Origin of the sequence: Microcoleus sp. K5-D4, assembly GCF_036704575.1 — a bacterium.
Classification (GTDB): domain Bacteria; phylum Cyanobacteriota; class Cyanobacteriia; order Cyanobacteriales; family Microcoleaceae; genus Microcoleus.
The window spans coordinates 38,357-63,904 of sequence record NZ_JAUBSD010000020.1 but is presented as its reverse complement, the minus strand read 5'-3'; the positions used below and the strand labels follow the sequence as shown (position 1 = coordinate 63,904).

Sequence of the window (25,548 nt, the reverse complement as noted above, 5' to 3'; positions counted from 1 at the left end):
AAGAATGCAACTGTAGGTCTGATTCACAATATTATGGCATCAATCATTCCCAATCTAACATTTAAAATTGTATAACCAGATATTTAAAATTATCCGCAAATATCATGATTTCTATCCCTGGATACCGCATTTACGAAGAACTTTATACAAACCCTCACACAGTTATTTATCGAGGGATGCAGCTTGAGAAAGAAAAACCCGTTATCCTCAAAACTCTCACGCCGCCATACCCTAGCCCAGCGCAAATATCCCAACTGCTGCACGAATCCGAAATTCTTAAAAGTTTGAGTTTGCCCGGAATAGTCAAGCTTTACAAAATAGAAACATACAATCACTTTCCTGTTTTAGTTTTAGAAGATTTTGGTGGGATTTCCCTAAAAGACTTTCTCAGCAACAACCAGCTAGAGTTACAACAATTTCTGCATATTGCCATCAAACTAGCAGAAACTATTGGGCAACTCCACGATCACCACATTATCCACAAAGATATTAAACCCAGCAATATTATTGTCAATATCGGGACAGGAGATGTCAAGATTGCTGATTTTGCGATCGCCTCCCTGCTACCGGGCGAAAACCCCGCCCCCAGCCATCCCCATTTACTCGAAGGCACTCTCGCCTATATGTCTCCTGAACAAACGGGACGCATGAATCGGGCGATCGACTACCGCACCGATTTTTATTCTTTAGGCGTCACCTTTTATGAAATGCTGTGTGGCGAATTGCCTTTTAAGGCGATCGATCCTATGGAATTAGTACACTGCCATCTTGCCAAAACGCCAGTTTCTCCTTGTGAAAACAGAAAGCAAAAAGTACAAAGCAGAAGCATCGAAGGCAGAATCAATCAATTAGGAACCAAGGAGATTCCTCAAGTCGTTTCCGATATCGTCATAAAACTATTAGCAAAAACAGCCGAAGACAGGTATCAAAGTGCTTTCGGACTTTTGTACGACTTGGAAAATTGTCTCGTTCAACTGCAAACTACAGGCGAAATTTCCCACATAACCCTCGGCGAGCAAGATCAGTCAAGTCACCTGCAAATTTCCCAAAAATTTTACGGGCGAGAAGTAGAAGTTAATATGCTTCTCAGTATCTTCCAGCGGATGAGGCGGGGCAACACAGAAATCGTGCTGATTTCTGGTGCCGCAGGTGTGGGCAAATCGTCGTTAGTATATGAAGTTTACAAGCCGAGTCGGCGGGAAAACGGGTATTTTATTGACAGCAAGTTTGAGGAATTTAAACGCGATATTCCCTACGCTTTTTTGCTCCAAGCTTTTCAAGATTTGTTGCGACAAATTTTCACAGAAAATGCCGCAGAAATCCATGTGTGGAAACAAAAAATTTTAAAAGCAATCGGCGGCAACTGCCAAGTAATTATTGAAGCTATTCCCGAAGTAGAACTGATTGTCGGGCCGCAGCCCCCCGTCCCAGATTTAGGAGCAAATGAATCTCAAAACCGCTTTAATTTAGTATTTCAAAACTTCATCCGCGTCTTTGCTCAAAAAGAACATCCCCTAGTAATTTTCCTAGACGACTTGCAGTGGGTCGATTCAGCATCTCTCAAGTTAATAGAACTGCTAGCAACTGACCTGGGAACTCAATATTTATTAATAATTGGAGCTTATAGAGAGCAGGAAGTAGATGCAAATCATCCCCTAATGCTGACCGCCGAAGCAATTAAAAAAGCAGGTGGGACTGTGAGGGCGATCGGCCTTTCGCCTTTAGAGATAAACAGCGTCAACCAATTCGTTGCCGATACTTTGAACTGCGCCCCCGAAAAATCCCTGAGTTTAGCAGAATTGCTTTGGCAAAAAACCGCTGGAAATCCATTCTTTTTAACTCAATTAATAAAATTTCTTTACTCACAAAGTTTGATTCAATTTAAACTTTCACCCTCGAATAATGTGGTCGAGCTAGCTGAACCTAACCTGTCGGGCTTAGCGCAACCAATCTCAGAGCAAATTGTGAAAAAATGCCATGTCACAGGCGAGTGGCAGTGGGATATCGAACAAATACAAGAAATGGGAATAACTGACAATGTTGTAGAATTAATGATAGATAACATTCAGAAACTTTCAGAGAATACCCAGGAACTCCTTAAATTAGCCGCTTGTATCGGGAACAAATTTGATTTAAAAATTCTCTCAACACTCGCCGAAAAGCCTCTGGCGTCCGCAGCAACAGACCTCGGAGATGCACTTCATTCAGGTCTGATTTTGCTCGTGAATAACGCCTACAAAATTCCGATTGCACTAGCAGCAAGCACAGAAGTAACAGACACAATATCTAGAGATTTTACCGATGAATTTTCCCTGCCAGTGTCTGATATTCCTAGCGCAACTTACAAATTTTTGCATGAGCGAGTGCAGCAAGCAGCTTATGCTTTAATATCCGATTATCAGAAACAAGAAATTCATCTTAAAATAGGCAATTTTTTACTGCAAAATGCACCGCCAGAGCAATTAGAAGAGCATATTTTTGATACCGTAAACCAACTAAATTCGGCCAAAGGAATCATTAGCAGCCAATTAGAACAATTTCAATTATGCCAATTAAATTTAATTGCGGGCCGCAAAGCAAAAGCAAGTGCAGCTTACGAACTTGCCCTCAAATATTTAACCGCAGGTATTGAACTGCTGCCCCCCGAAAGTTGGCAAACTGACTACGACTTAACTCTGGCACTCTACGAGTCAGCAGCAGAAGCTGCTTACCTCAATACCGACTTTGAACCAATGGAAAAATGGGCGATAATTGTCCTGCAACACGCAAAAAATGAACTAGACAAAATCAAAGTTTTTGAAATCAGAATCATAGCTTGTGCGATGCAAACCAAACTCCAAGAATCGGTAAAAATTGGTCGGGAAGCACTAAAAATGTTAGGAATCAACTTTCCCGAATCGCCGATTCCCCTCCACATTCAGCAAGCACTGGCTAAAACGGCAGGTTATTTAACCGAAAAGAAAATAGAAGATTTAATTAACTTGCCAATTATGACAAACCCGCATAAATTAGCAACTATGCGCGTTCTTTCCAGTATGTTTTCAGCTACATTTATAGTTGAACCTGTGCTGCTGCCGCTAATTGTGTGCGAGCAAGTTAATTTATCTATTAATTACGGAAATTCTACTTTTTCTGCCTTCGGTTATGCTAATTACGGAGCAATTTTAAAAGGAATAGTTAGAGATATTGAATCGGGCGATCGCTTCGGTCAATTAGCTTTGAATTTGAGCGATAGATTAAATGCGTTAGAATTCAAAAGCAAAACGCTTAATTTAGTAGCATTCATTTTGATGAACGGCAAGCATCACATTAAAGACTCTTTGCCGCTATTAGAGGACGCCTATCAAAGCGCGCTAGAAAATGGGGATTTAGAATGTGTTGGATATGCAGCCGTAAATATTTGTCAGTCTTTGTATTTCATCGGTCAAGAATTGCCACAACTGGAACGGAGAATGGTAAGTTACAACCATTTGCTGTTTCAACTCAAGCAAGAAACTGTATTGACTTGGAATCAAATCTATCGGCACACTATTTTGCAATTGATGGGAAAATTGGAAAGTCCACACCTTGTGTTAGGTGAAGCATACAGCGAAGAAAAATTGTTGTCGCTGCTGTTGAAAGCTAACGATAGGGTGGGACTACAGCACTTTTATTTGCAAAAATTAATACTAGCCTATTTATTTGGAGATACCGCTACAGCGCTAGAAAATGCCGCGCAAGCCGAAGTATATTTAGACGGAGTTGCAGGCTTTATCAATGTTTCTGAATACCAGTTTTACGATTCTCTCGCCCGTCTAGCAGCCTATCCATCTGCCACAAATGAGGAACAAGAAGAGCATATTTTTTACGCTGTCAGTAACCGGAAAAAACTCCAACAAAAAGCCCTTTATGCACCCATGAATCTTCAGCACAAATGCGACTTACTTACTGCAGAAAAAGCGCGTGTTTTGGGCAATGTTGTGAGAGCAATGGAATATTACGATCGCGCAATTGAAGGAGCCCAAGAAAACGGATACATACAGGTACAAGCACTAGCAGCAGAATTAGCAGGAGCCTTTTATCTATCCATAGGACGAGAAAAAAATTCTAAAACTTACTTGACAGAAGCGCGTTATTGCTATCAGCGCTGGGGAGCAATAGCCAAAGCATCGCATTTAGAATCAAAATACTCGCACTTGCTAACTTCAAGCTCGATTTCAACTAATATTGAAACTCACAAATCTACCAGCAGCGCTTCCACTACGAACGACATTGCAGGCGTGCTAGACTTGACCACAGCAGTTAAAGCATCGCAAACCTTAGCCGGCGAAATAGTTCTAGACAAACTGCTGGCAAAAATGATGAAAATTGTTATTGAAAATGCCGGAGGGCAAAGAGGCTTTTTAATACTAGAAAAAGAGGGTCAATGGGTGATTGAAGCATCAGGATCTGTAGATGTCGATCGCGTTGCTGTCATGCAATCAATTCCGATAGATTTTGTAGGCGAGGATCGAGAAGTAACTTTGCTGGCAGTTGCAGTTGTGAATTACGTCGCTCGCACCCAGGAAAGTATAGTTTTAAACGATGCGACCCGCGAAGGACAATTTACTCGCACACCCTATATAATGGCTGTTCAACCTAAATCAATTCTTTGCACTCCGTTAATTAATCAAAGCCAACTCACTGGCATTCTATATTTAGAAAACAATCTGACTACAGGCGCTTTTACACCAGACAGGTTAGAAATATTAAAACTGCTGTCTTCTCAAATTTCTATCTCCATCGAAAATGCCCAACTTTACGACAATTTGCACCAATTCAATCACAATCTCGAAAATTTAGTACAGCAGCGTACCTCCGAGCTCTCCCAAACTTTAGAAGACTTAAAATCGGCTCAAAATAAACTGGTAGAGTCGGAAAAAATGGCTGCCCTCGGCGGGTTGGTTGCAGGTGTTGCCCACGAAATCAATACTCCCATCGGCATCGGCATCACCGCCGCCTCGCTGCTTGCTGAAAAAGCCACAAAGTTTTTTGAGGTTTACAGTAACGGCCAAATAAAACGTTCCGAATTAGAAAAGTTTCTGGATACCGCCGTGCAAAGCAGTAATATGATCTTATCTAACCTCACGCGGGCGGCAGACTTGATTCACAGTTTTAAAGAAGTAGCTGTAGATCAGTCTAGCGAGTTAAAACGCAGGTTTAATGTTAAAAACTATCTAGAGGAAATTTTGACATCCTTAAGTGCCAAACTCAAAAGAACTAAGCACAAAATAGAGATTAAGTGTGATGAAAATATTGTTGTGGACAGTTACCCCGGCGTAGTGTGTCAAATTGTGACAAATCTGGTGTTGAATTCGCTAATTCACGCCTACGATGGAGAAGACGAAGGAGTTCTGGCTTTTGATTTCAAACTAGAGGGCGATCGGCTAATATTTGAATATGCCGATAACGGCAAAGGAATTGACCCAGAAAATCTCAGTAAAATTTTTGAACCGTTTTTTACCACCAAAAGAGGTCAGGGAGGCACGGGATTGGGACTGCACATTATTTATAACCTTGTTACTCAAAAACTAAAAGGCACAATTAGCTGCACAAGTCAAGTAAATAAAGGCACAAGATTTATGATTGAATTTCCCGCTAAAATTAGCAATTAGTTATTAGACCGCCAACATGGATATAAGTTTTATATAGGAGAACGATATATGTCAGAAGCTAGTAAAAACCTGTTGGCTGCGGGCGATGACGAATTAATCGCGGCGGGGGACGATGAATTAATATTTGCCGAGGAAGACGAGGCGGAACAAAAACCGCTCGAAGAAAGTTGGAAAATCTTAATTGTAGATGATGAAATAGAAATTCATAATATTACTAAACTAGCCTTAAACGATTTTAAATTTGAAGGTAAGACTATAACATTTATCAGCGCTTACTCAGGAAAAGAAGCTAAAGAAATAATTCAAAACAACTATGACATAGCATTGATTTTACTCGATGTAGTTATGGAAACAGAAGAAGCAGGCTTGGAAGTAGTTAAATACATCCGCGATATTTTAAATAATCAAATTGTGCGAATTATTTTACGCACTGGACAGCCCGGACAAGTACCAGAAGATGTAGTAATTGTTAGCTACGATATCAATGATTACAAAACTAAAACAGAACTTACTAATAAAAAGTTATTTACCACAGTAGTCACCGCACTGAGAGCATTTAGATCGCTCAATCAAATCGAATCTAGCAAAAGCGAACTCGAAAAAATTGCCGCTGCATCTGCCCGTTTTGTTCCCCGTGAATTCTTGAAATTTCTCAAAAGAGAAAGCATCGTTGATGCCAGACTAGGAGACTCTGTACAAGCAGAAATGACGATTATGTTTGCCGATATTCGCTCATTTACAAGTCTGTCAGAAAGTATGTCTCCCAGAGAAAACTTTGAATTTCTTAACTCTTACTTAAGCCGAGTTGGCCCAGTTATCCGCGAGTACAACGGTTTTATAGATAAATATATTGGTGACGGAATTATGGCTTTGTTTCCTAACAGGGCTGAAGATGCTGTGCAAGCAGCAATTGAGATGCAGCAGCAAGTGAAAATTTATAACAGACACAGGCAAAACAGTGGCTATCAACCTATTTCGATAGGGATTGGTTTGCATACGGGGACTTTAATGTTAGGTACGATTGGCGAAGCGGAACGAATGGAAAGTACGGTGATTTCTGATGCCGTTAATTTAGCTTCCCGCGTGGAAGGATTGACAAAGCTTTATGGGGTGGCTATTGTAGCTAGCGTCCAAACCCTTTGCCGGATAGACGATCCTCAACATTACAAGTGCCGGTTTCTCGATCGCGTTCAAGTAAAAGGAAAACAAACACCTGTTGCGGTATTTGAAATTTACGATGGCGACTCGCCGACAATGATCGAACTAAAAGCACAAACTCAAACTTATTTTGAACAGGGAATTTTTTTTCACTACCAGCAGCAATTCGCGCAAGCAAGGCAAATGTTTCTGCGCGTTTTACAAATCAACAAGTATGATAAGGCAGCATCTTTTTATGCCGAACGCTGCGATATGTTGATGAAAAATGCAGTCATAATGACTCTGGAAGGAATAGAGATATAGGTAATGGGGAATTGGGAATTGGGAATTGGGAATTGGGAATTGAGAATTGGGAATTGGGCATTGGGCATCGGGAATTGGGCATTGTGCCGAAAAGAATTAGGAAATGGGCATCCGCTAAGATACTGAACAGTGAACAGTGAACAAATAACTTAATTTATGCGCTTCAAATCCCTTGATGTTTTTCGCGGAATTGCGATCGCCTCCATGATTCTCGTCAACAACCCCGGTAGTTGGAAACAGGTGTATCCGCCGCTAGAACACGCAGAATGGCACGGCTGCACCCCGACAGATTTAGTATTTCCGTTTTTCTTGTTCATCGTTGGCTGCGCGATGTCTTTCTCGCTGTCTAAATATATTCAAAATTCTTCAAAAACCGGAAGAGACACCTCAAAAATTACACAAAAAAAGGAAAAATCAGAATCTGCTAAAAACCCTCTTTCTTCTTCCTTCTTCCTTCTTCCTTCTTCAAATATTTACTGGCGAATTGCGCGCCGCGCGGCGATTTTATTTATATTAGGGTTGCTGCTAAATACATCTTCGATCGCCCTTGACGTACTTCTCAACAGCGCCCCAGTGGAAAACTTCGGTAAAATCCGCATCATGGGAGTATTGCAGCGCATCGGCTTAGCTTATTTCATCAGTGCGATCGTCATTCTCAACCTTTCCCCCCGCAATCAAAAACTGCTCGCTCTTGCCCTGCTTTTGGGCTATTGGGCTGCCTTAACCGTATTTACTGTAGGGGGGTACACTGCCGGCGAACTCACGCCAGAAGGAAATTTAGGAGGATATGTCGATCGGCTAATTCTTGGCAGCCAGCATCTTTACAAAGGCGGCCCCTTCGATCCAGAAGGACTGTTGAGCACCTTACCCGCAGTTGTAACAGTCCTGATCGGCTACTTTACAGGAGAATGGCTGCGCGTGCAGCCAATCAAAACCCGCACCAGTATCAACTTAGCAATCTGCGGCCTCAGTTGCGTGGTAATCGGCCGTTTGTGGGGATTTTTATTTCCGATCAACAAACAACTTTGGACAAGTTCTTATGTAGTTTTTACTGCTGGCTGGGCCTTGCTATTGCTAGCAGCTTGCTACCAAACAATTGAAGTGCGGGATTGGAAATGGGGGAGGCCGTTTGAAATCATGGGATTGAATGCAATTTTCCTGTTTGTTGCTTCCGGTATTGTCGCCAGAATTCTCTTAAAAACTCATATCGGTACTGGTGCAAATGCTCCAACAACTTACACTTGGATTTATGAAAACTGGTTTGTGCCGTGGGCGGGGCCGCTGAATGGTTCTCTGGCATTTGCCGTGACTGCGGTATTATTTTGGTGGTTAATTTTGTATGGAATGTACCGCCGTGGTTGGGTGATAAAAATTTGAGTCAAACAGTTGAGTAATACCAAATTCGGGTTGGATCTCCCCTCAGCCATTAACATAGCTTGCGATATAGCTTAAGCGGGCGAAGTTTCTGGGAACCATCATAAATGGGGTAAATAAGCCGGGTTTGGTATAACAAGTAGGTGGTTGGCAAGTAATGAGTAACAAAACTTAACCCTCAAAGGCTCTTGATTATAATACTGTTTATAATACATTTATAGAAATTATGCAAAAACAACGTATTTCTGTCATTACGAGCCAAGGGAAGTAATCGGAACCGTTTGTTTTGAGCCTGATAGTGCGTAAGTCCTGATTTACTTACATCTTTGTTGATATCAATTCCCTGTTATTGGAGCAGGGGTTGCAATCCGAGGATGTCAGTTAATTAATAATACGTATAATACTATCGCAGGAAGATAAATAGCCTCTATTAGTTAATAAATTAGTTCAACAGCTTGGCGTAAAAAGCCTAACCTTTTCACTTGATATAATGGTTTCATGTTTTTTCCGCAAGCCCTACCTAGATGTTAACTACGCTACGAACGGCTGAAGAAATAGAGCGTATATACATAGATGGGGAATGTTTTCTGTCTTCAGGGTGCGTAATTTGTTAGACTCTTTGAAGTATACCGCCAATTGTACTATTAGTCTCTGTGTGTCGAATTATGCCTACTTTTGTTGAAAACCTTGCCAGTTTTTTACCGATTCGTGTCTTAAATTGTTTTGCTGCCGATCCTACTCCTCTTGCTTCTCCGGCTAGTGGCTCTTTTGAGGCAGCAGTGTTATTTGTTGACATCTCTGGTTTTACTGCTCTTACTGAACGTCTTGCTCAAAAAGGTTCTCTTGGAGTTGAAGAATTAACGACTCATTTAAATGCTTATTTTGGTCAATTAATTGAATTAATAATAGCACATAAAGGAGATATTATTAAGTTTGCTGGCGATGCTATGTTGGCGATTTGGCCGGCGGAAAGTTTGTCTTTAGATCTAGCGACTTATTGTGCGGCGCAATGTGCTTTGGCGATTTTAAATGATTTGGGTGAATATCAAGCAGCCAATGCCCAGTTGCGATTGCATATTGGTATTGGGGCGGGTAACTTAAAAGAGTTTTACATCGGCGGAACGAATGGCCGATGGGAGTATCTTGTGGCGGGGGAACCTATTGCTCAAGTGGCGCTTGCAGAAACGGCTGCGGGTATAGGTGAAGCTTGTTTGTCGCTGACGGCTTGGGAGTTAATCAAAGACCAGTTTGTGGGAGAATTATTAGCTTCTAATGTGGTGCGGTTGGAGGGATTTAATCTTTTAAAGTCTGTCGCGGATAGAAGGTTTCTAAATGTGGTTGAATCGGCTCCCACCCCGATTTATGATGAGATGCAAGAACGACTGGAAAGATATGTAAGTTTGGGGGTTTTGCAGCGTTTAAAAGTAGGTCAAACTGATTGGTTAGGCGATTTACGACGAGTGAGTGTGATGTTTTTAAATTTGCCTGGGATGGATTATGATGCGGAGGGGGCTTTAGATTTTATTTCAACTATACTTAATGCTATCCAAAATATTTTGCAAGTTTATGAGGGAACTTTAAATAAGTTTTTGGTAGATGATAAAGGTAGTACATTGGTGATTGGTTTTGGTTTGCCGCCGTTTGCCCATGAGGATGATTCGGTGCGTTGTGTGATGGCGGGAATGGCGTTATTAGAAAACTTAAGAAGTTTAGGATTGCAACCGAATATAGGGATCGCGACTGGTACTTGTTATAGTGGTGTAATTGGCAGCGAGCAACGTCGAGAATACACGATTATCGGGGCGGTTGTGAATTTAGCGGCGCGATTGATGCAGGCGGCGAAAGACGGAATTTTGTGTGATAAAGGGACGTTTGAGTTGGCCAAAGAAAAAATACAGTTTGAATCGTTAACTCCGATTAAAGTTAAAGGTATAGAAGAAGTCGTTCAAGTATTTTGTCCGCTTGGGGATGTGCGTAAAGATTTGCCTTGGTGGATGGCAGGAAAAACGGAAAAGTCGATTGTGGGGCGGGAAAAAGAACGGTTGTTGTTAGGAAATAAATTAGAGCAGTTGAAAGCGGGTATTTCTGGGGTGGTTATGATTTGTGGGGATGCAGGAATTGGGAAGTCTTGCTTGATAGAAAATTTGCTTTTGCAGGCGCAAGAATTGGGGGTCGGAAGTTTGGTTGGTGCGGGGGATGCGATCGCTCGATCGAAGCCTTATCATGCTTGGAACGAGGTATTTAGTCACTTGTGGGATTTGTCTTTTTTACCCGATTTAGAGGCGAAAAAACGTCAGGTTTTAGATTTATTGGAGGATGAACCGCAATGGTTGGAAAAAGCGGCACTTTTAAATGGGGTTTTGGGTTTAGATTTGCCGGATACAGAGGTCTCGGCTGGGTTGGTGGGGCAGCCACGGGCGGAAGCGACGCGGGATTTGTTGGTGCAATTGTTGCAGGATTCGGTGAATCGCTCTCCTAAGTTGCTTGTTTTCGAGGATGCCCATTGGTTGGATTCGTCAAGTTGGGCGCTGATTTTGGCGGTGGCGCAGAAGGTGAAGCGCTTGTTATTGGTGATAGGGACGAGACCAATGGGTGAGCCGATGCCGGAGGAATACGATCGAGTGCTGATGATAGAAGGGGTAGAACAGTTGCATTTGGAAGCAATGCCGGCTACAGATACGCGACTGTTTTTGTCTCAGCGTTTGGGGGTAAAAAGTTTGCCCGATCGCGTGGTGGAGTTAATTGAGAAAAAAACAGAAGGAAATCCGTTTTTTAGTGAGGAATTGGCTTATGGTTTGCGCGAGGCGGGGGTGATAGAAATTCATGATGGGGAGTGTCGGATTGCTGCGGGGGTTGGTAATTTGAGTGAGCTAAAGTTTCCTGCTACGGTGCAGGGGGTGATTGCTTCGCGGATCGATCGGCTTTCTCCTAGCGAACAGCTTACATTGAAAGTGGCGAGTGTGATTGGTAGATCTTTTGGATTTCAGTTGTTGCGAGATATTCATCCTATTGAGGGGGATAAGCCTGAGTTGGCTAATTATTTGATGAAGTTACAGCGGTTCGATCTTACCCCGATGGAGACGCCAGAGCCGGATTTGGGGTATATGTTTAAGCATATTATTACTCAGGAAGTGGCTTATGGTTTGATGTTGTACTCGCAGCGCCGGCAAGTTCATGAATTTTTGGCGTTGTGGTATGAAAGAAGTGATGAAGAGTTGTCGGGATTTTATGCGATTTTAGCACATCATTGGAGTAAAGCGGGGGTTGCAGAAAAGGCGATTTTTTATTTAGAAAAGGCGGGGGAGCAGGCGGTGCGGGCGCACGCTTTGCGGGAGGCGCTGGGGTTGTTTACAGAGGCGTTGCAGTGGTTAGAAACCTTGCCGGGTACGGTGGAGAGAAAAGAGCAAGAATTGCGGTTGCACATAGCTTTGGGTGCGCCGCTAACGGCAATTAAAGGTTATGGTTCGCCTGAATTAATTAAAACTTTTACCAGAGCGCGGGAATTGGCGCAAGAACTCGGAGAAACAGCGAATTTTTTTCCGATGTTGTGGGGGTTATTTGCAGCCCATATTGGGCAAGGAGATACAAAAACCGCCGGAGAATTAGCACAACAACTTCTTTGTCTAGCAGACAATTCCGAAGATTCGGGAATGCAGGTAACTGCTCATCATTCTATGGGTGCGAACTTGCTTTATATGGGAGATTTAGTTCAGGCTCAATTTCACCTAGAACGGTCTTTATTCTATTACGATGATCAAAAACATTCCTCCCTTGCTTTTATTTATGGACAAGATTCGGGCGTAGCGAATTTTGCTCTTCTATCAATATGCTTGTGGTTACGTGGTTATGGTCGGCAAGCTCTTGAGAAAAAGGAACAATCCTTGAGTTTAGCTAGAAAGATAGGACACCCGTTTTCTTTGGCCCTTGCTTATTTCTATGAAACTCAGATTTATCACTACTTACAAAATCTACCTAGTACCCAAAAATATGGGAAAATGACAATTAATTTCTGCATGGAAAACGAGTTTTATTTCTGGGGGACTTTGACAAGTATTGTCGTGGGTTCGGCAAACCAGCAGTCAGGAGAAATCGAGTTAGGTTTGACACAAATGCAGCAAAATTTAACAGCTTATTTAAGCCTGGGGACAAGATTAGGACAAATTTATTATATGATGTTGACGGCTATCGGTTATCTGAATGCTGGTTTGGTGGAAGAATGTGTAAGCTTGATTGATAAAGGTTTGGAATTAGCAGACCCAACGGGCGCTTATTGGAAAGCCGAACTCTACCGGATCAAAGGTGAAGCGTTAATTATGCAATCAAAAGATGCAGAGGCGGAAATTTGTTTTCATAAAGCGCTTGAAGTTGCTCGCTCTCAGGGTGCCGTGTCTTTGGAACGACGGGCGATTATAAGTTTAAGCGAATTTTTACACCGCTGTGGCAAAACCGAAGCTGCACAACAGTTTATGACACAGCTCGATCTAAATGCTGAAGAATTTGACCCAGTGGATCGTAAAAAGGGGATGACATTGCTTGCAGCGATCGGTTATTGTTGAGCTATGCAGCCAGATGGCTGCTTAAACTATAGTTTTCCCATCTTTTCACTAGAATTATAACCATGACTCAACCCACTCTCAAAGCGACTGAAAGTTTAGATAATGTTTCTAGTCAGTCGGATAAATCACATTTTCCGCAGGCGATGTTGTCTGTGAGTCGAGAAGAATTTGATGCTTTGCAATTGACGGTAAAACAAGGGCTAACAGAAATCTCTACTGAACTGCCACCAGATTTAACAGGATATGTCTTTATTGTGGGACCGGCAGGTTCGGTTGATTCGCCCCCCAAAAAACCCAATTCTCCACACATTGTTGACCCCAGTACAAATGGCTGGACTCCTCTATATAACGGCGATGGAATGCTTTACCGCATTGGGTTTGAAAATGGCAAGGCTCATTTGAAAACACGCATTGCCAAACCCCTTAGTTATTGGGCAGATAAATATACTTATGAAAATACTTATAAAAATTCCAACTATGCAACTTTAGGCTTTAAAGATTTTGGCATTGCCCGTGCTTCTCTGGCTTTGGGGGTTACTTCCCAACTCAGTGTTACATTAACGCCTTTTAAAAAATACCAAGCCGATCCTTATCGTTTGTTAATTACTGTGGATATGGGCCGCTCTTACGAAGTTGACCCAAACACTATGGAACTGGTACAGCCAATAGGTTTAATTAAAGATTGGAAAGCTGTGAACCCGCTGTTTCCCAAGCAACCTTTTCCGCTGAGTATGAGTTGCGCTCATCCGTGTTTTGACTATAGCACGGGAGAGTTATTTACAATTAATTTAGGTCGCTCAATCTCTTCATTTTTACCAACTTTGCGACAATTTCTTTACCAGCTACGGATTTTAACGAAACCTTTGAAGAAATCTTTAGGGTCAAAGAAGACAACCAGTCCTCTGGATGGGTTCATAGAATGGCTGAGCAACTTATACAAAAATATCCTCAAAGCGTTTTTAAGTTTAGGCAAAGCGATTTATCAACTCATCGAAAAGATATACAAAACTGTCCTGCAAATATTGAACGCCTTTGCTAAGGATGATTTTGTTGAATTAGTGTGTTGGCGGGGAGAAGAAAACTTTGACAGGTGGAAAGTCGTTTTACCCAATGGCAAGCCGATTAAAGTCAAACAAACCTTGCACCAGATGGGTCTGACTAAAAATTACATTGTTTTGGCAGATACAGCGTTTAAAATTGCTTTAGAAGAACTTTTATTTGCTGAACATTGGGAATTAATTGAAGAAATAGAATTTTTGATTCGAGAGTTAACAGACATTCCCCAATTAGCAGATACAAAAGTGTGGATTGTTCCTCGGGAAAAATTAATACCTGGAGAGAAAACAGTCACAGCGCACGAAGTTATTATCCCTCGCGAAATTGCTCATTATGTCGTTGAATATGAAGATGCAGATGGCATTGTTATACATACGGTTCATAGTTGTGCTTGTGATGCGGCGGAGACAATTCGCCGTTTTGATAAGTCAGTCTATAGCGATGTCGAAATCAATAACCGAATGCGAAGTTTACCCGGCGTTTTAGTGAGTGGGATGGACGTGGGTATCATTGGATGTCATGTTATTGACCCTGCAAAACTCCCTAGTTCTGATGCTGTGAGATCCTGTTTAATTGAACGTGATTTTAGTTGGGGAGATCCGGTGTATGCCTATAGGGAAATGACGCTGAAGCAGCCCGAAAAAATTGATGATATTTACTGGATCTTTTTTGGAGCCTGGGAAGAACTGTTGCCGCAGTTTGTTGGGGATATTTATAAGGATTATAAATATCGTAAATTCCCCATCAGTAAAGTAAAAGCCATCAGCCAAGAAGGCAGAGCAAGTACGTTATGTCGGGTTCATGTTGAGCGCAAAAAGAATGATCAGCAAGGCTTAGAAATTGAACTGACCACGCCAGATTATTATGAGTTTCCGGCAGGTCATTTCGCCAACTCTCCCCAGTTTGTGCCGCGTCAGGGAGGGGATAGCAGTTCAACAGATGGTTATCTGATTTGTGTGGTTCTTTCGGATCGTAATGATGGCTCTAATAACAGTGAACTTTGGCTGTTTGATGCCGCAAATTTAAAGAGTGGCCCCAAATACAGGCTGTGTAGTGAACAAATCAATATTGGGTTTACAATTCACACAACTTGGTTGCCAGAAGTAGTTTCGCCGCCAAAGTCAGATTACAATGTGCGAGAGGATTATGAGCCGGTGGTGTCGGAACTTGTGAATAAATATTTGCAGTCAAGGGATGGAGACACAAAGAAAATGGGTGAGGACATTCGAGCGTTGTTTGATGAAATTTACCAGCGATTTGAGGGCAAATAAAAATCTTTAAATTCAGCAATTTTTGCGAGTTTTTTTTCTGGTAATTTTCGGGGTAGGGTTGGGTTTTCACACGGTAAACCCAGCCTAATCTGTACACAACTACAAGTTTTTATATGACCATGAATACTCAAATAAACCCTGCTTTTTCAGAGATGACGAAAAACTACCCTCTGTATGTACCACAAGCAGTAATGGTGGCGAAGCGGTGTGAATTAACCGAGCTTGAGCTAAATATTATTGAGGGAAAATTACCGGAGGATTTGCAAGGTCATGTGTTTATTGTGGCACCGGCTGGCTCGGTTGATTCTCGTGGTTTACCCTATCCTGATGGAACTCCAATTTTCAACGGCGATGGCATGATTTATCGCATTGATTTTAATACTCAACAACCAGCAAAAATCACGACACGAATTGCAAAAACTCCTTGTTATTATGCCGATGAAGCAACAAAACGCGGAAGCGAATATCACAAATATGGGTTTCAAAATCACGGACTCACTCGTTTTTCTATGGCGTTGGGAGTTCGCAATCAATTAAACACGGCATTTGTGAAATTTAAAACCTCTGAAGATACAAATGACCGGCTGTTAGTTACTTATGATGCAGGTCGTCCTTATGAAATTGATACGGAAACTTTGGAAGTTGTAACGCCGGTGGGTGCTAATGCAGAGTGGCGGCCTGAAGTTTCTTTATCTATGCCATTTGGGCCAGTCTTGAGTACGGCGCATCCTTTTTTTGATGCGGAAACCCAGGAAATGTTTACGGTGAATTATGGCAGATCAATGGGGAATTTCATGCAAGCAATTCCGTTTATTTATGAGGCAGAAAAGCTACCTCATGCCATCAAAAAACTTTTAGAATTGATTTTCAATTTTCTCAATACCCTAAACGTTATTAAGTTTTTACTTAACTGGATTGCTAAAATTATTTGGGAGGCTTTTAAGTTAATTAGTAGCCTTTTTGAAAATGTTTTCAAATTTAAAATGCAAAATTTCGTTTATTTAATGCGCTGGAATGGTAGCGGCCATATTGAACGATGGAAATTGGTTTTGCAGGATCGTTCCCCGGTGGTTATCCACCAAAGTCTGCATCAAATAGCTGTGACTCGTAACTATGTGATTTTGATGGATACAGCGTTTGGTGTTGGGATAGCGGAAATTTTTAATAACCCACTTCCCAACAGAAAACAAACAGAAAACTTTCTGAGAGATATTTTATCGCGTCCACTTTCTCCCGATTCTTATGTGTACATTGTCCGCCGCGAACGACTGATAGGAGGACAGCAACCGGCTTATTCTAAACAAGAAGTTGAAGTTGTGGCAAAACAAGTAGTAATTCCTCTTGAAGCCTTTCATTTTGCGGCTGATTATGACGATTCAAACGGAAAAATAACGCTCCATATAGGACATATTTGTGCTGCGGATTCGGGGGAGTGGTTGCGTAGTTTTGACTCTGGGGCTGATAGCGCAGAAACAGCTGTACCGCCACGCTTGTATGGAATGCTCAGTGGTGAGGCAGATATTAGCCGGCTGGGACGTTATGTTATTGATGTAGAAAGTGGACAAGTGGTTGAATCAAATGTCATTTCAGATGATAAGTTAACGTGGGGTATGGCGCTGAACACCTATTGCGATACATTGCCATCTGGTAAAACTGCTGAAAAAATAAAAAATATCTACTGGAATTCGGATGGATTCTGGCCTGAATTGCTAACAAAATTTATTTTAAACTTGTATAAAGACTATAAATATCGAGTGGTGTCAAATGAGGATTTGCTAAAACTTTTAGATCGACAGGAAGGAAAGCCCGCTTGTTTGTTGCGCCTCGACACTCAAGAAATGAAAATAGCTGATGCGTTTGTGTTTATGCCAGAAATTGAAGCCGATAATACAGCCCAAGGATACATGATAAACTCCCCGCAATTTGTCCCGCGTGCAGGGGGAAATGGAGATTCGACAGATGGCTATATTGTCTGTACAATTTACTTGAAAAACTCGTCAGAAATTTGGGTTTTTGATGCAAAAAACTTGGTCGGGGGGCCGATTTGTAAGTTAGGTCATCCTGAATTAAAATTTGGGTTTACGCTACACACAGCTTGGTTACCAAAAATTGCTAAACGCACAGCAAGTTACAATATTTCTGTTGAGGAAGATTATAAAGATGTAGTTGCACAGCAGCCGGCAGAAATTCAAGAATTATTTGAGAAGGAAATTTACCCGCATTTTAAATCGAAAAACCCCTCAGTTTGAAGTCTGATAAGGACAGATTGACATCCTCCCCGGCGTCAGCGCACGGGGATTCCTAAGAATCGCTGACTTAGGTTTCTGCTTCGTAATAGATCGCCCTTGGATCGGAAATCCGATCGCACCCCCGCCACAATTTCCCCAAATGACCGCCCCAATCCCTTCCAACTAAAGGATTTTGCCGATTTCTCGATCGCGCGCCACCCCTCCCTAACTATAAATGAACCCAAATCGCTAAAATTAAAAAAAGATACGTAATAGGCAGGCCCGGTCAATGATCCCAACCGTTATAGAACAATCCGGTCGCGGCGAACGCGCCTTTGACATTTACTCGCGACTCCTGCGCGATCGCATCGTCTTCTTGGGCCAACAGGTTGACTCAGACTTAGCCAACCTGATCGTTGCCCAATTGCTATTTTTAGACGCCGAAGACCCGGAGAAAGATATTTACCTCTATATCAACTCCCCAGGGGGTTCGGTAACAGCAGGTATGGGCATTTTTGACACGATGAACCACATCCGCCCCGACATTTGCACTATTTGTCTCGGTTTGGCCGCCAGCATGGGCGCTTTTCTGTTGAGTGCCGGCGCTAAAGGCAAGCGGATGAGTTTGCCCCACTCCCGGATTATGATCCACCAACCTCTAGGCGGAGCTCAAGGACAAGCAACCGATATTGAAATTCAGGCCAAAGAAATTTTGTACCACAAGCGCCGCCTGAACGAACATCTTGCCAACCATACCGGTCAGCCGCTTTCCCGCATTGAAGAAGATACCGAACGGGATTTCTTCATGTCCGCTGAAGAAGCAAAGGACTACGGATTAGTCGATCAAGTGATCGATCGCCGTCCTTCCGCCAGCCGCCCGATCGCCGCTGTCGTCTAAATAAAAAGTTAAAAATCAAAAATGAGGAAATACTCTTCATTTTTGATTTTTAATTTTTAACAGTCATATAGCAGTTTTCAGTGGAGTGAATTACAGATGCTGGGGCGCATGATACGGCGTCCTAGTTAAGTCCTTACTGTATTTCATACAATTGAAAACTGCTATATGTAGCTTTTTATAAAAAACATCACACCTAGAAACCCTACATAATTACTAGGGCAAAGATTCGAGATATTGCAGGAAGTCGAGCAATTCTACTTGATTTAAGAAATGGCGCGCTTCTTTGCCATAACCTTGTTTGAGATAATCTTTTCCTTGGTTGGGAGTCCAGCCCAACCGCTTGATTTCCTCAGTGGTTCTGCTGTAGATTTCCAGATATTCTAGAAAATCTACTAACTGTTCGCTAGAAAGCTCTCTCTGGGACGACTTGCCGTAATTTTGTTCGAGACAGTCGCTTTCCTGTTTTTTCTTCCATTGCAGGCGTTTGAGGATGGCGTCTATTTCGGCGATCGTATCAGAATTATCCTCGATCGCATCGCTCGGAATTCCTACTGCGATCGGTTGCAATTCCCTGACTTCGGCCGCACCCTGTAGCAGTTCACTTTGGCTAGAAGTAGGCACATCCAGTTCCTGAAGTGGTTCGCCGTAGCTAGAAGAAAGCCAAGCATCCGAGTCTAACTGCTTCGGTACAAATCCAGTAGCCTCCGCGCGATCGACCGTTGGCGGCAACGGTTCCGGTACAGGTGCGATCGGCTCTTCATTTAATTTCGCTTCAGTCTTGACAAAATTGCTTTGATCTGTTGGCGGCAATTTGTCAGCAACAGGCATTTCTAGAACCGGGAGAGGAACACTTGTGGGCCCAACAGGAACCGGAACAGCAGCAGGAGGGGGAGGGGGAACAGCAGCAACCGGGGAAACAGCAGCAGGAGGGGGAACAGCAGCAACCGAAGCAACCGGAGCAACCGGAGCAACCGGAGCCGGATCGACACTCGCGATCGCACGATCGGGCGCAGCAAATCCAAGGATAGCGATCGCTCGCAACCGGGCGCGGTCTTCCGCATCCTCAACAGACTCAGCAGCCGACATAGCAGTAGCAAGAGTTTTGCCGTCAACCTGAACCAGACAGCGAACAACAAACTTACCGTTATGAACAGTCAGCAACTCACAGATTAACTGTCCAGCGGGATAAAGGGCGCGAAATTCAGCAAACATAATTTTTTGACCCCGAAACCAGAAGGGGCTTATGACTTAAGTGTAGTACAGCCCAGAGAAAACTATTTTCTGAAAGCACCTATTCAACATACAATAAATTAAAGGTGAGTCATCCGCGCAACCTTTCACGCCACTAAACCCCATCCCACATCCGGCAGTTTAAGCTAACAAGCACCGGGCGTCATTTCTACCTATAGGAGATGGCACAGCAACTAAGCAAAAGTAGTAAAAGTCTCCGGTTTTGTGTACCTTGCACTTTCTACAGCACAGATTGCTCCCGACTCGCTCGTTGCACCTCGGTCCGCAAGGACAGATCGCGTGCAAAAAAACAAGGGCATCGCAGCAGCGAGCTACTAGCAATTTTGCCTTAAAGATCCGGTAAATTCTTTGCTAAAGCAAGAAGCAAGAGGCACTTCAAAAGGAAGAAGGAACAAGGCAGAAGGAAGAAGGCAGAAGGAAGAAATGCAAATTTTATCCCTCTCCATCCCTCCATCGGCTCATCCTCGACTCAAGCCGTCGCTTTCAGTATCGAGCCATCTTTTAAGAACCGACAGGGGCTTTCTAATTTGCGAAGTGCTCGGCGCTGTTGACCTAAAAGCAAACAAACCAACGCTAAAAAATTGTATTGGGGAATAGCGTGCGGGACATTTGTCTGCACCGTCAGCAGTCAGTTCAAGACAGACAGCAGACAATTAGCACGAAGCCGGTGTCGGGAGAGAATCTCAAAAAAACCTCGCGATCAAACAAGGTGGCTGTGCTCGCGTCTCCACCTATTAACCCGCGCATTTGTTGGGAAGCAGGCACTGCGAGGGCCCGAGGGAGTGCGGCTGATTTCGCCAAAATTAGACTAATTGCTGGAAACAAGAGGATCGATCGCTACATGGAATTTTCTATCGCTGCACTGCTGGCAAATTTTACAGAAGACAAATTAGTGGCCCCTAAAGCATTGGAGAAAAAACTCGACTGCAACGACGCCACCAGTCAACTCAAACTTCAAATCGCATTAGAAGCTCTAGAGAAAATTGGCATATTAGTCAAAGACAAAGGCCGCTATCGCCGAGTAGCTGAAGACGACGTAGTAGAAGCAAAACTGCGCTGTTCGAGCAAAGGATTTTGCTTTGCAATTCAAGACGCCGAAGGCTCAGAAGACGTTTATGTGCGGGAAAGTCACCTCTCGACAGCTTGGAATGGCGATCGAGTTTTAGTCAAAATCATCAAAGAAGGTAGCCGCCGCCGATCGCCCGAAGGCGAAGTCATGCTCATCCTCGAACGCGCCAACCCCTCGGTACTCGCGCGAGTCAAGCAAACCGCCACCCCCACCGGCCGCGTCAGCTACAGAGCAATCCCCCTGGACGATCGCCTGTTGTTTGAACTAGACTTGCTCGCAAATGGCACAAATCTTCAAGAGGCGATCGACCACCTAGTACACGTCGAAGTCAAGCGCTACCCCCTCGGCACGCACCGCCCAGTCGGCAAAGTAGTACAGGTACTCGGTTCCGACGCCGAAGCCGCTGACGACCTCGACATCGTATGCTGCAAACACGACTTGCCGCGATCGTTCCCCGCCGCCGTCATCAAAGCAGCCGAAAATTTGCCCAGCAAAGTAAAAAAAACCGACATCAAAAAACGCCTAGATTTGCGTAACATTCTGACTGTTAGCTTCAGCAAAAACGTACCGGGAACCACCAACAGCGAAAACAATGCTCCTCAAGCCCAGGAGGAAAATCTCTCCGAAGGAGGAGCCGAAAACGAGTTTGATCCGACCTCATTCCTCTCCGATCCGCCAGTGGAACGCGCTTTGTCGATCGAAACCCTGAAGCCCGGCCGGTGGCAAATAGGAATCCACATCAGCGACGCCGCCGAGTACGTGCAGCCAGAAACCCCGATCGACCGCGAAGCCCGCAAGCGAGGCACCGCCGCCCATCTGGGAGAAAAAATCATCGCCGTACTGCCAGAAACCCTCAACGAGCGCTGCTCTCTGCTGCCAGATACCGAACGGCTGACCTTCAGCATACTGCTCACGCTAGATGAATCGGGAGAACTCTTAGAATACGAAATTCAAGCCAGCGTCATTCAAATTGACTACCACCTCACCTACCAGCAAGCTCAAGCAATTATCGAACCAGGCGATGCCGAAGATCACCCTTTATCATCCGCCCTCCGTCCTTTCCTCGATCAAATGTCGGCTGCCTCACAGGCTGCCAGAAAGGCAAGGCTCAAGCGGGGAGCTTTTGAACTAAATTTGCCCGATGCTAACTCTCACTTCGACGACGAAGGGGAATTAGGAGCTTTTGCATTCGCTCTCCCCGCCCAGTCGGCTGTCTCCGAGTTGATGGTACTCGCCAACCAAGCTGTCGCCACTCACCTGCAGGCCTTGGGAGTCCCAGCAATCTACCGCGTCCAGCCGATGCCAGACCCGGCAGACATTCAAGAGTTCATCAAACTCTCCAACAACCTCGGAGGCGAACTGTATCTCGAAAGCGAAGAAGAAGTTTTGCCCTTGGACTTCCAGCGATTTACCCAGCAGTTTGCCGGCCTTAAGTCCGAAAGAGTTCTCACCTACCTGCTAGAAGATACGATGAAGCCCGCTGTTTACAGCACAACTCCCAAGCCGCACTTCGGTTTGGCGCTGTCAGAGGGTTACACGCGCTGCACTTCGCCGCTTTCCCGCTACGCCGATTTGTTGATACTGCGGGTGTTGCAAGCGGTGTTCGAGCAAGGCCGCAGCAGCCGCACAACACGGGCTAAGGAAAAAGTTGACTTGCACCATTCCTCCTGTCACGGTCAAATTACTTGGAATGTTCTCCCCCCAGATTTGCACCACGAATTTGAAACAGAGTTTGCATCGGCCGTGGTACACCTGACGGAACGCGAAAGGGTTGCTGAGGATGCCGAAAGCGATTTGCAGGGATTGAAGAAAACCGGATTGATGAAAGAACGCACCGGCCAAACTTTCCAGGGTTTGATTACAGGCGTGCAGTCTTATGGTTTCTTTGTGGAAATTGAGGTGCGGCCGCCGGAGAGCGATATCCTGCGAGTTGAAGGACTGGTACACGTTTCTTCGCTGAAGGATGACTGGTACGAATATCGATCGCGCCAGCAAACTCTGGTGGGTCGCAAAAACCGCAACCAGTACCGTTTGGGCGATCGGGTGGAAGTTCAAGTCAAGAGCGTTGACTACTACCGCCAGCAAATTGATTTAGTTGCAGTTGGCGGCGGCAGTCAAGCTTTTGATGATGATGAATAATCAGTTGACTGTTGACAGTTGACTGTTAATTTTCCTCAATACTTAGTTGTCATTGTCTAGCAACTAAGTATTTAGAGGTGGGCGAAAAACTATACTCAGCAATCATCAAAAAATAATTAATGACTAATATCAAATCCGATAGCATCGGAATTGTAAAATACAGTAAACAGTTAACAATCACTGACGGTGCAACCGGAATTTATATAATTTATCTGCGTTAATCTGTGTTAATCTGCCTATATCTGCGGTAAAAAGAAGAGAATTTATTTACCGCAGATGACAAGGGAGGAACGCTGATTCACGCAGATGAAAATAAGAGATTTATGAATAATTCCGATGGTAACAGAGTTGATATAACAACTAATTACTAACAGTCAACAGTCAACTAAAAAATAACTAATGACGAATAACTACCCCCTGATTGTAGGAGTTACCGGTGCATCGGGACTGATTTATGCGGTGCGAACTCTGAAGTTTATGTTGGAGGCCGATCGCGCGATCGAACTGGTCGCTTCCAAGTCTACTTACATGGTTTGGCAAAGCGAACAGAACACCCGAATGCCCGCAGAGCCGACGCTTCAAGAGGAATTCTGGCGGGAACAAGCAGGAGTAGCCACAATGGGTAAACTTCGGTGCCATCCCTGGCAAGATGTCGGTGCTAATATTGCTAGTGGCTCCTTTCGCACTCAAGGGATGATCGTTATTCCCTGTAGCATGAGTACGCTGGGCAAATTGGCGGCTGGCTTGAGTTCGGATTTACTCGAAAGAGCGGCCGACGTTCAGCTCAAGGAAGGGCGAAAATTGGTACTCGTGCCTCGCGAAACGCCTTTTAGCTTGATTCACCTGCGGAATTTGACTACCTTGGCGGAAGCTGGAGCTAGAATTGTACCAGCGATTCCTGCTTGGTATCACAATCCGCAAACTATTGAAGATTTGGTAGACTTTGTGGTGGCTCGCGCTTTAGACCAGTTGGGGATTGATTGCGTTCCTCTCAAACGCTGGAAGGAAGAAGAGTAATAATTAGTAATTAGTCATTAGTCATTAGTTATTAGTCATTTACAAATTACCAATTAAAATTTGATATGCGACCTGTATTTTTGCTAGTAATTGTGGTGGGGCTGACTATTTTTGCCCTGCAAAATGTGGAGCCAGCATTATCTCTGGTATTTTTGGGAATTCGATCGCCTGCTGTGCCCTTATCTATCTGGATTTTGGTGAGCATGGCGGTGGGAGCTCTCACATCTTTATTGATTTCTGGTTTGCTGGCTTTTTCAAATTACCTATCTTCAACGCGAACCCGCACCGGCCGATCCAGTCGCAGCCGTCCCGATACTTTCCCCGAAGACGGGAGAACACCTTACACGCCACCTCCCCCTCCTAGAAAACAGGAAATTGACCCGGATCTGAATAGGGAAAATAGCCAAACTCAGGCTGCTGGTTCTTACCGAACAGACTACGGTACGCCGGCCGGTTACAGTTCCCGGACTTTCCTGCAAGAAACTCCGAACCCGGATGGGGCGAAGAATTACGCTCAACCGGGGACTTATGCAGCAGCAGACGATGAGGACGATTGGGTCTCAGATGGCTCAAAATCAGGCTCTCAAGGGGGTGATGACGATTGGGGGGACGATCGTGATTTTCCCGATCGACCGCAGGTAAATGATGTTCCAGCGGCAAATCCGAGGGCTTACGAAGCTCAGCAGGAACCGAAAAGCAAATCTTGGGCTGGCTCAGTATATTCTTACGGCTATAGAGATCCGAGCCAGTCTGGGGTGGGGCAAACTGAGGCTGTATACGATGCGGAGTATCGAGTGCTGGTTCCTCCGGGAGGGGATATTCCTAAACCCGCTGATGAAGCACCAATAAATCCTCTTGCAGAAGCAGAGGATGATTGGGGATTGGATGAGGGTGATGAGTTTGAGGACGATGATGGCCTCAGTGGCGGATCATCGATTAACCTGAAAAAATAGAAAAATATCGGAGGATTTGGCAGTGGATGGGTTGAGGGGAGTAAATATCTATCTTGTCGGGATGATGGGTGCGGGGAAAACAACGGTAGGGCGGATTTTGGCAAAAAAATTAAAATACCGTTTTTTTGATACTGATGAACTAATTGTTCGAGTTGCTAATCAGTCAATTGCTGAGATTTTCGATCGAGAAGGGGAAGAGGCTTTTCGGGAACTAGAAACTAAAGTGCTGGGGGAATTGTCTGCGTATCAAAATTCGGTCGTGGCTACGGGCGGCGGCATTGTGACGCGATCGATGAATTGGGGTTACTTGCACTACGGTGTAGTAGTTTGGTTGGATGTGCCTGTGGATCAATTGTACGATCGACTGCGTTCGGACACCGCTCGACCCCTACTGCAGGAGGGCGAGATCAAATCTAAGCTGCAAAGCCTTTTGAAAGAGCGAGAGCGTTTCTACACTCAAGCAGATGTCCGAGTCTATGCTGGTGTGGGGGAAAGGCCTGAAGCAGTGGCGACTAGGGCGATCGAGGAAATCCAAAAAGTTATCAAATCCGAAACCGGGCCCGATCTCAATTGATACTTTCAGAAACCGGGTTTCTAAGGACTTTTGGTATTAGTTCCCAAAAATAATGCAACTCTACACAA

Annotated in this window: 12 protein-coding genes; 11 read left to right on the top strand and 1 reads right to left on the bottom strand. The window is 44.1% G+C overall.

The window, feature by feature from the left end; genetic code table 11:
- Nucleotides 1-104: 104 nt before the first annotated feature.
- From QUA77_RS09050 to clpP, 7 genes are all read left to right on the top strand, one after another.
- Complete coding sequence (locus QUA77_RS09050; RefSeq protein ID WP_333449907.1) at nucleotides 105-5,633, top strand: ATP-binding sensor histidine kinase; 5,529 nt, start codon at nucleotides 105-107, stop codon at nucleotides 5,631-5,633.
- 48 nt (nucleotides 5,634-5,681) lie between these two features.
- Nucleotides 5,682-7,094 (top strand): adenylate/guanylate cyclase domain-containing protein, encoded by a 1,413-nt coding sequence (locus QUA77_RS09045; RefSeq protein ID WP_333035076.1) that lies wholly within the window; start codon nucleotides 5,682-5,684, stop codon nucleotides 7,092-7,094.
- Between the two features lie 156 nt (nucleotides 7,095-7,250).
- Entirely contained in the window at nucleotides 7,251-8,471 is a 1,221-nt protein-coding gene (locus tag QUA77_RS09040) for a heparan-alpha-glucosaminide N-acetyltransferase domain-containing protein (RefSeq protein WP_333449906.1), read from the top strand.
- A gap of 662 nt (nucleotides 8,472-9,133) precedes the next feature.
- Nucleotides 9,134-13,024 carry an adenylate/guanylate cyclase domain-containing protein gene (locus QUA77_RS09035; RefSeq protein ID WP_333449905.1) on the top strand — a complete coding sequence of 1,297 codons (3,891 nt, stop codon included), beginning with the start codon at nucleotides 9,134-9,136 and terminating at the stop codon, nucleotides 13,022-13,024.
- A gap of 62 nt (nucleotides 13,025-13,086) precedes the next feature.
- Nucleotides 13,087-15,351 (top strand): carotenoid oxygenase family protein, encoded by a 2,265-nt coding sequence (locus QUA77_RS09030; RefSeq protein WP_333449904.1) that lies wholly within the window; start codon nucleotides 13,087-13,089, stop codon nucleotides 15,349-15,351.
- A 113-nt stretch (nucleotides 15,352-15,464) separates the two neighbouring features.
- Nucleotides 15,465-17,600: a carotenoid oxygenase family protein gene (locus QUA77_RS09025; RefSeq protein ID WP_333449903.1), complete on the top strand. Its 2,136-nt coding sequence runs from the start codon at nucleotides 15,465-15,467 to the stop codon at nucleotides 17,598-17,600.
- A gap of 244 nt (nucleotides 17,601-17,844) precedes the next feature.
- Complete coding sequence (gene clpP, locus QUA77_RS09020) at nucleotides 17,845-18,477, top strand: ATP-dependent Clp endopeptidase proteolytic subunit ClpP (protein ID WP_333077590.1); 633 nt, start codon at nucleotides 17,845-17,847, stop codon at nucleotides 18,475-18,477.
- Nucleotides 18,478-18,690: 213 nt separating this feature from the next.
- Here clpP and QUA77_RS09015 read toward each other — a convergent pair whose 3' ends face one another.
- Nucleotides 18,691-19,689 carry a hypothetical protein gene (locus QUA77_RS09015; RefSeq protein WP_333449902.1) on the bottom strand — a complete coding sequence of 333 codons (999 nt, stop codon included), beginning with the start codon at nucleotides 19,687-19,689 and terminating at the stop codon, nucleotides 18,691-18,693.
- A gap of 880 nt (nucleotides 19,690-20,569) precedes the next feature.
- Between QUA77_RS09015 and QUA77_RS09010 the strand changes: the two genes are divergently transcribed.
- From QUA77_RS09010 to QUA77_RS08995, 4 genes are all read left to right on the top strand, one after another.
- Nucleotides 20,570-22,936, top strand: a complete 2,367-nt coding sequence (locus QUA77_RS09010; RefSeq protein WP_333449915.1) for a ribonuclease R family protein — start codon at nucleotides 20,570-20,572, stop codon at nucleotides 22,934-22,936.
- A 399-nt stretch (nucleotides 22,937-23,335) separates the two neighbouring features.
- Nucleotides 23,336-23,953 (top strand): flavin prenyltransferase UbiX, encoded by a 618-nt coding sequence (locus QUA77_RS09005; protein ID WP_333035085.1) that lies wholly within the window; start codon nucleotides 23,336-23,338, stop codon nucleotides 23,951-23,953.
- Between the two features lie 65 nt (nucleotides 23,954-24,018).
- Nucleotides 24,019-24,906: a LapA family protein gene (locus QUA77_RS09000; RefSeq protein ID WP_333035086.1), complete on the top strand. Its 888-nt coding sequence runs from the start codon at nucleotides 24,019-24,021 to the stop codon at nucleotides 24,904-24,906.
- Nucleotides 24,907-24,928: 22 nt separating this feature from the next.
- A complete protein-coding gene (locus QUA77_RS08995) occupies nucleotides 24,929-25,480 on the top strand; it encodes a shikimate kinase (RefSeq protein ID WP_333209801.1) in 552 nt (183 codons plus the stop codon).
- Nucleotides 25,481-25,548: the final 68 nt, after the last annotated feature.